At 60.3% G+C, this 15786-nt stretch carries 16 protein-coding genes and 1 tRNA gene; 10 read left to right on the top strand and 7 right to left on the bottom strand.

Going from position 1 to position 15786, the window contains the following annotated elements; all coding sequences use genetic code 11:
* The first annotated feature begins 173 nt into the window (after window positions 1-173).
* The gene (gene grcA, locus J9893_RS19410) at window positions 174-554 is read left to right on the top strand and encodes an autonomous glycyl radical cofactor GrcA (RefSeq protein WP_010673855.1); all 381 of its coding nucleotides are present in this window, start codon (window positions 174-176) and stop codon (window positions 552-554) included.
* A gap of 79 nt (window positions 555-633) precedes the next feature.
* Here the strand turns inward: grcA and J9893_RS19405 are convergent, their stop codons facing one another.
* From J9893_RS19405 to hemA, 7 genes are all read right to left on the bottom strand, one after another.
* Entirely contained in the window at window positions 634-1917 is a 1284-nt protein-coding gene (locus tag J9893_RS19405) for a dicarboxylate/amino acid:cation symporter (protein WP_210601740.1), read from the bottom strand.
* Between the two features lie 289 nt (window positions 1918-2206).
* Window positions 2207-3061, bottom strand: a complete 855-nt coding sequence (gene kdsA, locus J9893_RS19400) for a 3-deoxy-8-phosphooctulonate synthase (protein WP_039039605.1) — start codon at window positions 3059-3061, stop codon at window positions 2207-2209.
* An 11-nt stretch (window positions 3062-3072) separates the two neighbouring features.
* Window positions 3073-3873 (bottom strand): tetratricopeptide repeat protein, encoded by an 801-nt coding sequence (locus J9893_RS19395; RefSeq protein WP_041212584.1) that lies wholly within the window; start codon window positions 3871-3873, stop codon window positions 3073-3075.
* A gap of 11 nt (window positions 3874-3884) precedes the next feature.
* Window positions 3885-4268, bottom strand: coding sequence for a SirB2 family protein (locus J9893_RS19390; protein ID WP_039039603.1), 384 nt, complete (start codon window positions 4266-4268; stop codon window positions 3885-3887).
* Between the two features lie 42 nt (window positions 4269-4310).
* Window positions 4311-5144, bottom strand: coding sequence for a peptide chain release factor N(5)-glutamine methyltransferase (prmC, locus tag J9893_RS19385; protein WP_039039602.1), 834 nt, complete (start codon window positions 5142-5144; stop codon window positions 4311-4313).
* On the bottom strand, window positions 5144-6232 hold the full coding sequence (prfA, locus tag J9893_RS19380) for a peptide chain release factor 1 (RefSeq protein ID WP_048207166.1): 1089 nt from the start codon (window positions 6230-6232) through the stop codon (window positions 5144-5146). Before prfA ends, prmC begins: the two co-directional genes overlap by 1 nt.
* 50 nt (window positions 6233-6282) lie before the next feature.
* A complete protein-coding gene (gene hemA, locus J9893_RS19375) occupies window positions 6283-7542 on the bottom strand; it encodes a glutamyl-tRNA reductase (RefSeq protein WP_041212583.1) in 1260 nt (419 codons plus the stop codon).
* A gap of 125 nt (window positions 7543-7667) precedes the next feature.
* Between hemA and lolB the strand changes: the two genes are divergently transcribed.
* From lolB to J9893_RS19330, 9 genes are all read left to right on the top strand, one after another.
* Window positions 7668-8246, top strand: a complete 579-nt coding sequence (lolB, locus tag J9893_RS19370; protein ID WP_039039599.1) for a lipoprotein insertase outer membrane protein LolB — start codon at window positions 7668-7670, stop codon at window positions 8244-8246.
* Window positions 8246-9124: a 4-(cytidine 5'-diphospho)-2-C-methyl-D-erythritol kinase gene (gene ispE, locus J9893_RS19365; RefSeq protein WP_210601787.1), complete on the top strand. Its 879-nt coding sequence runs from the start codon at window positions 8246-8248 to the stop codon at window positions 9122-9124. The genes lolB and ispE overlap by 1 nt, the downstream gene beginning before the upstream one ends.
* A tRNA-Gln gene (locus J9893_RS19360) sits at window positions 9104-9178 on the top strand. Before ispE ends, J9893_RS19360 begins: the two co-directional genes overlap by 21 nt.
* Before the next feature lie 239 nt (window positions 9179-9417).
* Entirely contained in the window at window positions 9418-10365 is a 948-nt protein-coding gene (locus J9893_RS19355; RefSeq protein ID WP_010673845.1) for a ribose-phosphate pyrophosphokinase, read from the top strand.
* Between the two features lie 248 nt (window positions 10366-10613).
* Window positions 10614-11210, top strand: a complete 597-nt coding sequence (gene pth, locus J9893_RS19350) for an aminoacyl-tRNA hydrolase (protein ID WP_041215615.1) — start codon at window positions 10614-10616, stop codon at window positions 11208-11210.
* A gap of 132 nt (window positions 11211-11342) precedes the next feature.
* Complete coding sequence (ychF, locus tag J9893_RS19345; RefSeq protein WP_010673843.1) at window positions 11343-12434, top strand: redox-regulated ATPase YchF; 1092 nt, start codon at window positions 11343-11345, stop codon at window positions 12432-12434.
* Window positions 12435-12767: 333 nt separating this feature from the next.
* Entirely contained in the window at window positions 12768-13718 is a 951-nt protein-coding gene (locus J9893_RS19340; RefSeq protein ID WP_210601739.1) for a DUF932 domain-containing protein, read from the top strand.
* 94 nt (window positions 13719-13812) lie between these two features.
* A complete protein-coding gene (locus J9893_RS19335) occupies window positions 13813-14802 on the top strand; it encodes a lambda-exonuclease family protein (RefSeq protein WP_210601738.1) in 990 nt (329 codons plus the stop codon).
* The gene (locus J9893_RS19330) at window positions 14799-15779 is read left to right on the top strand and encodes a hypothetical protein (protein ID WP_210601737.1); all 981 of its coding nucleotides are present in this window, start codon (window positions 14799-14801) and stop codon (window positions 15777-15779) included. The genes J9893_RS19335 and J9893_RS19330 overlap by 4 nt, the downstream gene beginning before the upstream one ends.
* Window positions 15780-15786: the final 7 nt, after the last annotated feature.

Genomic DNA, 15786 nt, shown 5'->3' with positions numbered 1-15786 from the left:
GGCTTTATTGATTTGGATCAATTTTCGCAATATTACCGTCGTGGTATATATGGCCCCAACGAAGTAAAGGTGTAAGGCAAGGCCCCGTTAAATCATTCCTTCCAAGAGGTGGTTTAAAAACATCAGGGTAATGTGCTTACCGTTGAATCCGCTTTCCTATGAGGAGTCATACCATGATCAAGGGCATCCAAATCACCCAGTCCGCCAACGCCGCTCTGCTGAACTCTTTCTGGCTGCTGGACGAAGAGAAACAACAGGCTCGCTGCATCTGCGCCAAGGGCGACAGCTTTGCCGCCGATCAGGAAGTCAGCCTCTCCGACCTGGGTCAATTCGAATACCGTGAACTGCCGGTTCAGCAAGAGCCTGTGGTCGAAGGGGGTCAGCACCTGAACGTCAACGTACTGCGCCGCGAAACCCTGGAAGACGCCATCGCCAACCCGGAAAAATACCCGCAGCTCACCATCCGCGTCTCCGGTTACGCCGTGCGTTTCAACGCCCTGACCCCGGAGCAGCAGCGTGACGTGGTAACCCGCACCTTCACCCAGAGCCTGTAAGGCGCCCTGCGTAAAGAGATAAAAAAACGGCCCCCTCGGGCCGTTTTTTCATGGGTGATGATCGCCGCCGGAACCTGGGTCAGCTTCGCAGGTCCACCGGCCTTGCCACCACGGGTTTCGCCAGGGCGTCCTGCATGGTGGCCTCGTCGAGCTGATCGCAGTAACGGGCCACCACCAGGGTCGCCACCCCGTTGCCGATGAGGTTGGTCAGGGCGCGCGCCTCCGACATGAAGCGATCAATCCCGAGGATCAGCGCCAGCCCGGCCAGCGGCAGATGCCCTACCGCCGAGATGGTGGCTGCCAGCACGATGAAGCCACTCCCCGTGACTCCGGCCGCACCCTTGGAGGAGATAAGCAGCACCACCAGCAGGGTGAGCTGATGGAACAGGTCCAGCGGGGTGTTGGTTGCCTGGGCGATGAAGACGGCTGCCATGGTCAGATAGATGGAGGTGCCGTCCAGGTTGAATGAGTAACCGGTCGGGATCACCAGACCCACCACCGATTTCTTGCAGCCCAGCGCCTCCATTTTCACCAGCATACGCGGCAATACGGATTCCGACGAGGATGTTCCGAGCACGATCAACAGCTCTTCCCGGATATAGGCAATAAAGCGCACAATGCTGAAGCCATTGGCTTTGGCGATACTGCCGAGCACCAGAAAAATAAACAGCAGGCAGGTCAGATAGAAGCTAGCAATTAATTTCCCCAGCTGAACCAAAGAACCAATACCGTATTTCCCTATGGTGAATGCCATGGCACCAAATGCCCCGATCGGCGCCAGTTTCATGATCATGTTGATGATGCCGAAAATAACCTGAGAGAAACCATCGATGATATTGAAGATGGGTTTTCCCTTCTCCCCGATATGATGCAGGGCAAATCCGAACAGGACGGCAAACAGCAACACCTGGAGTATATTGCCGCCGGCAAAGGCACCGATGACGCTAGCCGGTATCACATCCAGCAGGAAGGGAATTATCCCCTGGGACTGGGCCTGATCCGCATAGACGGAGATGGCGCTGGCGTCGAGTGATGAGGGATCCACGTTCATACCGGCCCCCGGCTGCAGCACGTTGACCACGCACAGACCGATGATCAGGGCCAGGGTGCTCACCACTTCAAAATAGATCAGCGCAATGGCACCGGTTTTGCCCACCGCCTTCATGCTTTCCATGCCGGCAATGCCGGTGACCACGGTACAGAAAATGACGGAGGCGATGATCATCTTGATTAATTTAACGAAGCCATCACCAAGGGGTTTCATATCTGCGCCCAGACTCGGATAGACATGTCCCAGACATATTCCGATGGTGATTGCCAATATCACCTGAAAATAGAGGCTACTGACAATTTTCTTGTGCATGCTCAACGTCCTGTTAATAAGTGTGACTCCACTGACAGCAAATAACGCATGCAGCAGTCTGCGGCGAGAAATAGGGTTATCTCACCCGCTTCATACCTTTTTACCATCCTGACGATCGCTACTTTTGCATGTCATAAGAAGCAAATAAGAGACATCAATCACACAATATATTTAACATCATTAACACCACAGAAACATGGTCGCAATGGACGCCGAAGAGCACCAAATGAAAATGACGGAAATAAAAATGCCCCGCATGGCGGGGCATTTTTGATAGTAAAAATCGCGATCAGGCGGAGGTATCGAGGGGCTCGAAGCCCTTGACGAGATCGTCGATGGCCTTCATCTGCTTGAGGAAGCCTTCCAGCTTCTCCAGCGGCAGAGCGCTCGGGCCGTCGCAGCGGGCAATTTTCGGATCCGGGTGGGATTCGATAAAGAGACCGGCGAGGCCCACCGCCATGCCGGCACGGGCCAGCTCGGTCACCTGCTCGCGGCGACCGCCGGAGGCCGCTCCCAGGGGATCACGGCACTGCAGGGAGTGGGTGACGTCAAAGATGACCGGATAGCCACCGGTGCTCTTCTTCATGACGCCCAGACCCAGCATGTCCACCACCAGGTTGTCATAGCCGAAGTTGGCACCGCGCTCGCAGAGGATCAGGCGATCGTTGCCACACTCCTCGAACTTGTCGGTGATGTTCTTCATCTGGCTTGGGCTCAGGAATTGCGGCTTCTTGATGTTGATGACGTTGCCGGTGCGGGCCATGGCCTCCACCAGATCGGTCTGGCGCGCCAGGAAGGCGGGCAGCTGGATGACGTCGACCACCTCGGCGACCGGTTTGGCCTGATGGGGCTCATGCAGATCGGAGATCACCGGCATGCCGAAGGTCGCTTTCAGCTCCTGGAAGATCTTCATCCCCTCTTCCAGACCCGGGCCGCGATAGGAGTGGATGGAGGAGCGGTTGGCCTTGTCCCAGCTCGCCTTGAACACGAACGGGATGCCGAGCTTGCTGGTCACTTCCACGTACTTCTCGCACACCGCCATCGCCATGTCGCGGGATTCCAGCACGTTCATGCCGCCGAACAGCACGAAAGGTTTGTCGTTGGCGACGTCGATCTGGTTGACCTTGATATTCTTCTGTTCCATCTCAGGGATCCTTAATGGAGGGGTTTGGGACTGAGGTCCAGGGTGGCCAGCTGGGTTTTCAGCACATCGGCCACGGGATCATCAGGGCATTGTTCAATAAAGTATTCGAAATCGTCGGCGGCAAAGCGCGGGCAATCGAGTTGCTCATAGATGAAGCCCCGATCCCGCGTCTCCAGCGGATCGCCGGGCTTCATGCGCAGCAGCAGCTCGCTGCAGCGCAGCGCCTCCGTCATGCGCTCCTCGCGCAGCAGGGCGCCCTTGCTGACATTGAGCAAGCGCTCGATGATCTCCCACTGCCCCGATGGCTGCAGATGATCATCGCTCAGACTCGCCAGGTTCCCGAGGGCACCGCGCAGCAGCAGTTCGATGCGGTGCCGGCTCAGTTCATCACCGTTGAAGGGGTCCACATAGACCTCCCCGTCCAGACCGGCAAAACTCAGGAGGAAATGGCCGGGGAAGCAGATCCCCTCCACATCCAGCCCTATCTTGCGACCCAGCTGGATGAGGAGGATGCCGAGACTGACCGGGATCCCCTTGCGCCTTGCCAGCACCTGGTCCAGATCGCAGTTGGCGGACGAGAAGTAATCCTGCCAGTCGCCACGAAATCCCAGGGTCTGGTAGAAACCCTGCAACAGCTGACGGCGCACCTCGTCGCAGTCTCCCTCGGCAATCGTCTCGTCCAGCCAGGCATCGAGGCGGGCAAGCTCGGCCTCTCCCGTGCCGCCATGGCCCCGGATCTCGTCGCTCACCGACAGCGCCAGCTCGGCCAGATCGTGAGCCTCGAAGTCGGTCCACTCATCCACACGTATCATCGTCATCCTTCCTAGCCGAACAGGCTGGCCTGCTTTTGCACCGCAAGCTTGGCGATAAAGAAGATCCACCCCAGTGCGCCCAGGAAGGCAAACCAGCGGATGCCGTTGCTGCGGGCCAGGCGCAGCGCCATCATGGCCAGAAACGCCACCACCAGGATGGACGTCAGCTTCTCGGCCAGCCAGGGGATGGCGTTGTTGAGGGGGTTGAGACCCAGCACCATGCAGAGCAGCACACCGGAGAGCACCACCAGGCCGTTGAGCCAGCCGCTGATCTTGAGGGTGCGGGCGCCCCCTGCCAGCGCGGAGCCGGTCTGCAACCAGTAAAAGCGCAGGATAAACATCAGCACGGCCCCGGCAATCAGGGTGAGGTGCAGATGCTTGAGAACAACATACATAAGATTTCCTTGAACAGGGGCAGACCGGGCCCGCCCGTCATATCACTGAGCCAGGCGCCCCAGGGTCACCCGCTCGTTATCGCCGTAATCGCGCACAGTTTCCACCTGGACGTAGCCTTGTTGCAGCAGGAGTTGACGCACCGCCTCCCCCTGATCCCAGCCGTGTTCCAGCAACAGCCAGCCACCAGGCACCAGATGGGCGGGCGCCTGGGTGACGATGAGGCGGATATCCGCCAGCCCCTGCTCCTCCGCCACCAGGGCGGAGCGCGGCTCGAAACGCACGTCCCCCTCGTGAAGATGGGGGTCCGTCCCGTCGATATAGGGCGGGTTGGAGACGATCATCGCAAAGCGCGGTGCATCCGAGAGCGGCGCAAACCAGCTGCCGTCGCGCACTTCGATGGGCAACCCCAGGGCGGCGCTGTTGGTGCGGGCCAACGCGGCCGCGGCCGGCATCCTGTCCACAGCCCATACATCGGCATCCGGTCGCTCAGACTTGAGCGCAAGGGCGATGGCACCGGTGCCCGTGCCCAGATCCAGCAGGGCGCAGGGGCCGCCCGGCAGGCGGGCCAGCGCCTGTTCCACCAGCACCTCGGTATCGGGGCGCGGGATCAGGGTGGCCGGGCTCACTTTCAGCGGCAGCGACCAGAACTCCCGCTCACCAATGAGATGGGCAATGGGCTCACCATTGAGGCGACGGGCAAGCCAGCCCGCCAGGGTCGCCTGCTGGGCGGCATCGAGCTCGTGCTCCGGCCAGGTCATCAGATAGCTGCGCCGGCAATCCAGCAGATGACAGAGCAGGGCATCGGCGTCGGCACGGGGGGATTCCCCGGAGGCCAGGGTCGCCATGATATGGGCACGGGCCTGCTGGATCTGCATCAGTTGCTCTCGGCCAGGGAGGCGAGCTGATCCGCCTGATACTCCTGCACCAGGGGGGTGATCACGCAGTCCAGATCCCCTTCCAGGATGTCGCCCAGACGATAGAGGGTGAGGTTGATCCGGTGCTCGGAGAGACGCCCCTGGGGATAGTTGTAGGTGCGGATGCGCTCGGAGCGATCCCCGGAGCCCACCAGGTTGCGGCGGGTACTCTGCTCGGCGGCGCGGTGGCGTTCGTCCTCGGCCGCCTGCAGGCGGGCGGAGAGCACCGACATCGCCTTGGCGCGGTTCTTGTGCTGGGAGCGCTCGTCCTGGCACTCCACCACCAGCCCGGTGGGCAGGTGGGTGATGCGGATGGCGGAGTCGGTCTTGTTGACGTGCTGGCCGCCGGCACCGGAGGCGCGGAAGGTGTCGATTTTCAGCTCGGAGGGGTTGATCTCCACCTGCTCGGCTTCCGGCACTTCCGGCAGCACGGCCACGGTACAGGCGGAGGTGTGCACCCGGCCCTGGGATTCGGTCTCGGGGACTCGCTGCACCCGGTGGCCGCCGGACTCGAACTTGAGGCGGCCGTAGACGTGCTCACCATCCACCTTGGCGATCACCTCCTTGTAGCCACCGTGTTCGCCGTCATTGCAGCTGACGATGGAGACACGCCACCCCTGACGCTCGGCGTAGCGGGAGTACATGCGGAACAGATCCCCCGCGAAAATGGCCGCTTCGTCGCCACCGGCACCGGCGCGGATCTCCAGATAGCAGTTGTTGTCATCCTTGGGGTCGCGCGGCAACAGCATCACCTGAAGCGCCTGCTCCTGCTCCTCGAAGGTCGCCTTGGCGAGCGGCAGTTCCTCCTGCGCCATCTCCCGCAGCTCGGCATCCTCTTCCTCCAGCATCAGCCGGGTGGTCTCGAGGTTCTCTTCGGCCTGGCGGAAACGCTGGAAGGCGTGAACGATATCTTCCAGCTGGGCGTATTCCCGGGTCAGGGCGCGGTATCTGTCCTGATCCGAGGCGACCCCGGGCTCCCCGAGCAGGGCCTGTACTTCTTCATGGCGCTCGATGAGGCCTTCCAGCTTTCTGATCAATGAGGGGTTCATGACTCTTGGATTCTCGATGGAGGACGGGACGGCAAAGGGCCGTCCCAACACTATGATTCTTGTGACAATCCCAGCACCTGACGCAGTTGGGCCAGCTTGTGGCTGTCCCCCTGGGCGGCGGCCTGGCGCAGGGCCTGGGTCGGTGCGTGGATCAGCTTGTTGGTGAGGCGATGGGCCATGGCCTTGAGCGCCTGCTCGGCATTTTCACCCTGTTGCAGGGCCAGCAGGGCCCGCTGCAACTCTTCGTCGGCGACCTGCTGTGACTGATGGCGATAATCGCGAATGAGATCCACCGAGTGCTGGCTGCGATACCAACCCATGAACTCGTCGCGCTCTTCCTGCACGATGAGTTCCGCCTCGGCGGCCGCCCGCTTGCGGGTCTCCAGGTTCTGCTCGATGATGCCCTGCAGATCGTCCACCGTGTAGAGATAGGCATCGGAGAGCTCGTCCACCTCGGCTTCGATGTCGCGGGGCACGGCGATGTCCACCAGGAACATGGGCTTGAAGCGACGCGCCTTGAGCGCCCGCTCCACCATGCCCTTGCCGATGATGGGCAGGGGGCTTGCCGTGGAGCTGATGACGATGTCCGCCTCGTGCAGGTAGTCCGGGATCTCCTCCAGGGTCATTACCTGGGCACCGAACTCCTCTGCCAGCAACTGAGCCCGTTGCAGGGTGCGGTTCGCCACCATCATCCGGGTCACGCTCTGCTCGCGCAGGTGGCGGGCCACCAGTTCGATGGTTTCGCCGGCGCCCACCAGCAGCACCTTGGTCTGGGAGAGATCGGAGAAGATACGGCGGGCCAGGCTCACGGCGGCGAAGGCCACCGACACCGCGCTGGCGCCGATCTCGGTGTCAGTGCGCACCCGTTTGGCCACCGAGAAGGATTTCTGGAACAGGCGCTCCAGGGATCCTTTCACCGCATCCGCCTGCTGGGCGTGGGCGTAGGATTGCTTGATCTGCCCCAGGATCTGCGGCTCCCCGAGCACCAGGGAGTCGAGGCCACAGGCCACCCGCATCAGGTGTCGCACCGCTTCCTCGTCCTGGTGCCGGTAGATGGCGGAGAGCACCTCGCTCGCCTCCAGCGCGTGGAACCGCTGCAACCAGTTCAGCACCTGCTCCCCCTGCCCCTGCTCCAGGCTGCAATAGAGCTCGGTGCGGTTGCAGGTGGAGACGATCACCGCCTCGCTGACGCCAGGCTGCTCCACCAGCTCACGCAGGGCACGATCGATGCGGTCCGGGCCAAAGGCGACCCGCTCCCGCAAGGCGACACTGGCGGTGTTGTGGTTGATTCCGAGGGCAAGCAGACTCATGGGTGGGTGATGATCGTTTCATGCACAGGGTGTAGAGGCCGACAATTGTACGAGAAAGGGTAAGTCTTTAAAAGCAATACGGCCGCCCCTTATACTGTCGCAAACCTCATCTGCGGAGCTCCACCTTGTTGTTGCGTATCTTCTCCCTCGCCTGCCTGCTGGTGCTGGCGGGCTGTACCACCACCCAACCCCAGCGGGATCAGGTCAACTGGCAGCAGGAGCGCGCCCGCCTCGAACGCCTCACACACTGGCAGTTGTCGGGCAAGATGGCCATCATCACCGCCCGCCAGAAGGGCAGCGCCCGCCTCAACTGGCAGCAAAACGGCGATGACTATCGCCTCAACCTCACCAGCCTCATCGGCACCCATATTCTGGAACTCTCCCGCACCGGCGGCGAGGTGACTCTGCTCGACAACGACGGAAAACAGCACCAGAGCCAGGATGCCGAGCTCCTGGTCTATCAGCTCACCGGCTGGCACATTCCGGTGGCCGGGCTGCCTGAGTGGATCAAGGGATTGCCGGGGCAGGCCGAATTCGAGCTCAACCCCGATGCCAGCCTCGCCAGCGTGCGCGACGGCCAGTGGCAGATCGTCTACGGGGACTATCGGGATCAGGACGGCTATCGCCTGCCCCACCTGCTCACCATGACCGGGCAGGAGAGCCGTCTCAAGCTGCAGATCAACGAGTGGACCCTGGCACCATGATGCACGACCCGGCGCCGATCCGCTGGCCCGCCCCGGCCAAGCTGAACCTCTTCCTGCACGTCAACGGCCGCCGCCTCGATGGCTACCACGAACTGCAGACCCTCTTCATCTTCCTCAATCACGGCGACTGGCTCGAATTCGAGCCGATCCCCGGCAGCGACCAGCTCACCTTGAGCCCGGCCATTCCCAGCGTGCCCGATGAACAAAACCTTATCATCCGGGCTGCGCGACTGTTGCAGAACCGGTTGGCCAGTCCGCAGGGAGCCCATATCCGGCTGGAGAAGGTACTGCCCATGGGAGGCGGCATCGGGGGCGGCTCGTCGGACGCGGCCACCACCCTAGTGGCCTTGAACCACCTCTGGCAAGCCGGCTTGAGTGAAGACGAGCTGGCCGAGCTCGGCGTGCAGCTGGGCGCCGACGTGCCGGTGTTCGTGCGGGGTAAGGCCGCCTTCGCCGAGGGCGTGGGGGAGCGGTTGCAACAGATCGAGGTGCCGGATGCCTGGTACCTGGTACTCAAGCCCGATTGCCATGTGGCCACCGCCGCCGTGTTCCAGGATCCCGACCTGCCCCGCAACACCCCCAAGATGACCCTGGACAATCTGCTGGCAGGAGAGTGGAAAAACGATTGCGAACTGCTGGTGAAAAAGCGCCACCCCGAGGTTGCCAATGCGCTCGGCTGGTTGCTAGAATACGCGCCGTCAAGAATGACGGGCACTGGCGCCTGCGTCTTTGCTCGATTTGAAGACGAAATGGCTGCTCGGAAGGTGTTGGCAAGAGTGCCGGAAGGCTGGGATGGGTTTGTCGCCAAGGGCGAGAACATATCACCACTCTTCGTCACTTTGCAACAAGTGAGTGATTGGGGTATCGCCAAGCGGTAAGGCAGCGGGTTTTGATCTCGCCATTCCTAGGTTCGAATCCTAGTACCCCAGCCAACTCTCTCCTTGTTGAGGCCGCATCGGGAGGTGTTGACCTCGTCGATGTGTCTTGGGCCAATCTGACGCGATGGCGCTCAAGGTGGATTCCCGTCCACCCACCCTGCGGGTGATGAGACGCCATCCTCGACATCGCCCAGAGACCTTGTCCGTCATCTTGCTAAATCGTTTGCCCCCAAACGATACGGGTCTAAAATCAGACTCCCCACATACTGGATGCAACCCCGAGGTTTCAAACCGTGCCTGACATGAAGCTGTTTGCTGGTAACGCAACGCCGGAACTAGCCCAGAAGATCGCAGATCGCCTGTTTATCAAACTCGGCAATGCTGCCGTAGGTCGCTTTAGCGACGGCGAGATCAGCGTACAGATCAACGAGAATGTACGCGGTGGCGATATCTTCATCATTCAATCCACCTGTGCCCCGACCAACGACAATTTGATGGAATTGATCGTCATGGTGGATGCACTGCGTCGTGCTTCAGCTGGCCGTATCACTGCCGTTATCCCCTACTTTGGTTATGCCCGTCAGGACCGCCGCGTCCGCTCCGCCCGTGTGCCCATCACCGCCAAGGTCGTCGCCGACTTCCTCTCCAGCGTGGGTGTGGACCGTGTGCTGACCGTCGACCTGCATGCCGAGCAGATCCAGGGCTTCTTCGACGTCCCCGTCGACAACGTGTTCGGCAGCCCGGTGCTGCTGGAAGACATGAAGGCCAAGAACCTCGAATCCCCCGTGGTCGTGTCACCGGACATCGGCGGCGTGGTCCGTGCCCGTGCCATCGCCAAGCTGCTGGACGACACCGACATCGCCATCATCGACAAGCGTCGTCCCCGTCCGAACGTCTCCCAGGTCATGCACCTGATCGGCGACGTGGCCGGTCGTGACTGCGTCATCGTCGACGACATGATCGACACCGGCGGCACCCTGTGCAAAGCGGCCGAAGCGCTGAAAGAGCGTGGTGCCAAGCGCGTATTCGCCTATGCGACCCACCCTGTCTTCTCCGGCACCGCCGTTGAAAACATCAAGAATTCGGTCATCGACGAGCTGATCATCACCGACTCCATCCCGCTCACCCCGGAGATGAAGGCAGTCGGCAAGGTCAAGCAGCTGACCCTCTCCTCCGTGCTGGCCGAAGCGATTCGCCGCATCAGCAACGAAGAGTCCATCTCTGCCATGTTCGAGCATTGATAGACCCTGTTGTGACAAAAACCGCCGAATGGCGGTTTTTGTTTTTTGGGTGCCTGGCGCCAGCCGCCAGCCTCCACTCGGCAAGAGACGAAAACCTCGGACGAGCCACCCCACCCGAGCCCTTCTGTCCGGCTTTTCCCCGACCTTGCCGCACTTTGGTTGAGTGATCGCCACTCGGCGGCTAGAATATTGCGTCCCATTGCCCCGGGTCATCCGCCCATGGCAAGTAGCGAGTGAAGACATCAAGCGTGACAAGTCAAATCAAACTGATTGTCGGGCTGGGTAATCCCGGCCCCGAATATGCCAAGACCCGCCACAATGCGGGCGCCTGGTATGTGGAGCAACTGGCACGCTGGCACAATGTCAGCCTGCGCGAAGAGCCCAAGTTCTTCGGCCACACCGCCCGCTTCCTGGTGGACGGGCAGGATGTGCGGCTGCTCATCCCGAACACCTACATGAATCTCTCCGGCAAGGCCGTGGCGGCGCTCGCGCGCTTCTACCAGATCGCCCCGGAGGAGATCCTGGTGGCCCACGACGAGCTGGACCTGCCTCCCGGCATCGCCAAGTTCAAGCAAGGGGGCGGTCACGGCGGCCATAACGGCCTCAAGGACATCATCGCCAGGATGGGCAACAACAATAACTTCTTCCGGCTGCGCCTTGGCATCGGCCATCCGGGCGCCAAGGAGCTGGTCGCCGGCTTCGTGCTGACCAAGGCGCCCAGCAGTGAGCAGAGTCTGATCGAGGCCGCGCTGGACGAATCCCTGCGCGCCACCGACATCCTGTTCAAGCAGGACATGACGAAGGCCATGAATCGCCTGCACAGTTTCAAGGCCGAGAAAGTCTAGGCCTTCAGCCTGCATCGCCAGGCAGTTCAAGATGACCGGCCCCTGGCGAGATCCCTCGCCTCGGGGTCAAGCAACACGACACGGGCCGCCCGCGCGGCCCCTTGAAGCATCCATCACGTAAGGTAACAATCCATGGGTTTTAAATGCGGTATCGTGGGCCTGCCCAATGTAGGCAAATCCACCCTGTTCAATGCGCTGACCAAGGCCGGCATCGAAGCCGCCAACTTCCCGTTCTGCACCATTGAGCCGAACACGGGTGTGGTCCCCATGCCGGATCCCCGCCTCGACCAGCTGGCGGCCATCATCAATCCGCAGCGTGTCGTGCCGACCACCATGGAGTTCGTGGACATCGCCGGCCTGGTGGCCGGTGCCTCCAAGGGCGAAGGCCTTGGCAACCAGTTCCTGGCTAACATCCGTGAAACCGAAGCCATCGGTCACGTGGTGCGCTGCTTCGAGGACGAGAACATCGTCCACGTAGCGGGCAAGGTCTCCCCGGCCGACGACATCGAGGTGATCAACACCGAGCTGGCCCTCTCCGACCTGGATGCCTGCGAGCGCGCCATCAATCGCCAGTCCAAGCGTGCCAAGGGCGGCGACAAGGATGCCAAGCTGGAAGTGGAAGTGCTGGAGAAGATCAAGGTTGCCCTGGAAAACGGCCAGATGATCCGCGGCATGAAGCTGGACAAGGATGAGCTGGACGCCGTCAGCCACCTCAACTTCCTGACCCTCAAACCCACCATGTACATCGCCAACGTGGCGGAAGATGGCTTCGAGAACAATCCCTATCTGGATCAGGTCCGTGAGATAGCCGCCGCCGAGAACGCCGTTGTCGTGGTCGTCTGCTGCGCCATCGAGGCGGACATCGCCGAGCTGGACGACGAAGACCGCGCCGAGTTCATGGCGGATCTGGGCATCGAGGAGCCGGGCCTGAACCGGGTGATCCGCTCCGGATACGAGCTGCTCAAGTTGCAGACCTACTTCACCGCCGGTGTGAAAGAAGTGCGCGCCTGGACCATTCCCGTAGGTGCCACCGCCCCGCAGGCCGCGGGCAAGATCCACACCGACTTCGAAAAAGGCTTTATTCGCGCCCAGACCATCGCCTTCGACGACTTTATCACCTACAAGGGTGAGCAAGGCGCCAAGGAAGCAGGCAAGATGCGCGCGGAAGGGAAAGACTACATCGTCAAGGATGGCGATATCATGAACTTCCTGTTCAACGTGTAATTAAAATATTTACTTAAAAATCAAGTATTTATACAGCGTCAATGCAGAAAAAAATGAACTGAGTACACATTTGCGTACACACTGCGCAGTGCTAGGTTAAATCATTGCTCTCATAAAAAGACCCATCTGACAACACATGGGTCTTTCTTCATCTCTATGCTCCCCCTCCAAATGCCTTATCAATTTCTTCCATACTGCGAACCCAAAAGAACGCAACTCACACCAAATACGAAACACTATCGAAAAGAATCCAATTCAAACAGATCTCAAACCTACATCACCTCCATGAGTTAGCAGGCTGAATGTTTGCATTTCACAATTCCTGGAGGAGATATGGCTCACCTGATCGACACCATGGCCTACACTGGCCAAACCCCTTGGCATGGCCTTGGCAATGTCTTGCCCCCGCAACAATCTCTCGATATCTGGCTACAGGCAGCCGGGATGGATTGGACCATCGAGCAGAGCGACGTGATGTTTAACGTCGCCTCCGATGCACTGCATATCCGCCCCTACAGCGACAGCAAGGTGCTGTATCGCTCCGATACCCTCGCCCCCCTATCGGTGGTCTCAAGTCGCTACAACGTGGTACAGCCTCACGAGGTGCTGCATTTCTATCAAGATCTGGTAGAAGCCGGTGGCTTTGAGCTGGAAACAGCAGGCTCGCTTAAAGGCGGCCGCAAGCTGTGGGCTCTGGCTAAAACAGGTCAGGACCTAAAGCTCAAAGGCAATGACTTGGTAAAGTCCTATTTGCTGCTGGCGACCAGCTGCGACGGCACGCTCTGCACCACGGCGCAGTTCACCTCGCTGCGGGTAGTCTGCAACAACACCCTACAGATGGCACTGCGCGGCGCTACCGGTGCCATCAAGGTGCCCCACTCTACTCAGTTCGATGCAGCTGTCGTCAAAGAGTCGCTCGGGCTGGGGCTCTCTCATTGGGATGAATTTAAGGCGCAGACCAAGGCGCTGGCACAGCGGCCCGTGGCCCCCGAAGAGGCACTGCGCTTTTTCAGCGACCTGTTGGCGCAACCGCTGGATGAGGAGAACATCATCCTCACCAAGCCGGTACAACGGCTGCATGAGCTCTATCAGGGCGCAGGCATGGGCTCAGAACTTGTCAGCTCCCGCAATACCGCCTGGGGGCTGGTCAATGCGGTAACGGAATACGTGGATCACCACCGCCGTGCCCGCAGCCAAGATCACCGGCTCGACTCCGCCTGGTTTGGTCAGGGGGCCCAACTCAAATCCCAAGCCCTGAATCAGGCACTCACTCTGCTGCAGTAATTACGCTTCCCCATTCAAATCGCATAACGACCTCACCCGGACTGGCGCAAGCCAATCCGGGCGTAGCCATTTATGCCGTCAACAAGGAATAGTCATGAAAGCAAAAGCCAAATATGGCCAAGCCCTGCGGCTAGCCTCTACTACTCAATTAACCCGCGAGCAGTGGCTCGCTATCCGTAAACTCGGCATTGGTTCCTCCGATGCCGCCGTCGCAGTGGGGCTCTCCCCCTACAAATGCCCGCTCAGCCTCTGGCTGGAGAAGACCGGTCGCAAGGAGCCGGAGGATATCTCACACAAGGAAGCCGTGCTGTGGGGCATTGAGCTGGAGCCTGTGTTAGCGCAGGTCTATGCCAAACGCACCGGCTTTCGTGTGCGACGGGTCAATGCTGTGCTGCAACACCCCGAGCAACCCTTCATGCTCGCCAACCTCGATCGGGAGGTAGTCGGCCATCCCGATGGGCCGGGCATTCTGGAGATCAAGACCGCCAGCTATCACAGCGCCCCCCAGTGGGAGGAAGGTGTGCCGGTGGCTTATCAGTGTCAGGTACTGCATCAATTAGCGGTTACCGGCCATGCCTGGGCTGAGGTGGCAGTGCTGATCGGCGGCCAGGATTTTCGGATTTACCGCATCGAGCGTGACGAAGAGAAGATCCAGGATCTCACCGAGCGGGAAGCGCAGTTCTGGCAAATGGTGCAACAAGACCAGCAGCCCGAGCCTGACGGCTCCAGTGATGCTGCCAATGCTCTGAGCTGGCTCTTCCCCCGCGATGATGGCCAGACTGTGGATCTCTCCGATTCCCCCGAGTTCAATCAACTATTTGGGGATCTGTTGCGCTTGCGTCAGCAAAAGGAAGCCGTCGAGCTGCAGGAGTCACAACTCAAACAGCGGCTGCAAGCGACCTTAGGTGAAGCCACTGCCGGGCTGTTTGCCAACGGCAAGATCACTTGGAAGCGCAGCAAAGACCGGCTAGCACCGGATCTCGAAAAGCTCGGTCAGGATCATCCCGACCTGCTCACCCGTTACGTCAAACCGGTGCCCGGCGTGCGCCGTTTCACCATTCAACCCTTGAGGCAAACACCATGATCAAAGGACTGGCGATTACCCCGCCCGTGATCGGGCGGATCTGCATCGGCAAGCTGGTGCAAAAACAGGATAAGTGGGTACCGGAGAAAGACGACAGCTTCACCCTCACCACCCAGGTACAGCAAAAGGGGGGATGGTTGCTCCATCCCCTGCATCAACACTACTCATCGCAAAAGAGTGGCCAAGGTCAGGAGCAAACCAAGATCCGCGCCATTCCAGTGCGGGTGCTGTTCAACGACAGCGACTTGAATCTGCGGGCGGAATACAGCGCCTTTGACCGGCAAACCGGCAGGCCGCTCTGTGTCGGGAATGGGGAGGTGGCGAGACGTGTGGGGGCGCAAGGCATGGAGGAGGTCAGCTGCCCTGGACCAGAGCGCTGCGCCTTTGCAGGGCAACAGGGCTGCAAGCTGTACGGACGACTGAACCTGTTTGTGGAGGGGCAAGGGGATGAGCTGGGTAGCTTTATCTTCCGCACCACCGGCTACAACTCGGTACGCACCCTGGCGGCGCGACTGAAATACCTGGAGGCAGTGAGCGGGGGTCATACCCGCTATCTGCCGCTCACCCTGCGGTTGCGGGCCAAGAGCACTACCCAGTCCTACCGCACACCGGTCTACTACGTAGATTTGACCTTGCGGGAAGAGACCAACCTGACTGAAGCGGTCACGCTGGCACAGGAGGCGGCCCAGCGTGACCAGAAGGCGGGGCTCGCCATCGACCAGATGGAGCAAGCCGCTCGTGAGTTGCTGCGTAACGGCCAGTTTGAGGATATCGATGAAGAGGTGCCGATGTTGCTGGAGGAGTTCTATCCCGAAGCCAACACCGAAGAGACGACGAATGGCAACGCTAGTGTGGAGGCGACTGCCTCGCATAACGCACCACAAAGCCAAGCAACCAGAACGCCACAGAGACCACAACCAAGAAGGAGTCCACTCACCAACAAATTGGGGAAAGGGACCCCATCCCCTCCCCAGTGAATGGTGG

Source organism: Aeromonas sp. MaB10011B (assembly GCF_017939325.1).
In the GTDB taxonomy this organism is placed as follows: Bacteria; Pseudomonadota; Gammaproteobacteria; order Enterobacterales; family Aeromonadaceae; genus Aeromonas; species Aeromonas caviae.
Note: the sequence above shows the minus strand (reverse complement) of the source record. Positions and strands in the feature narration are given on the sequence as shown.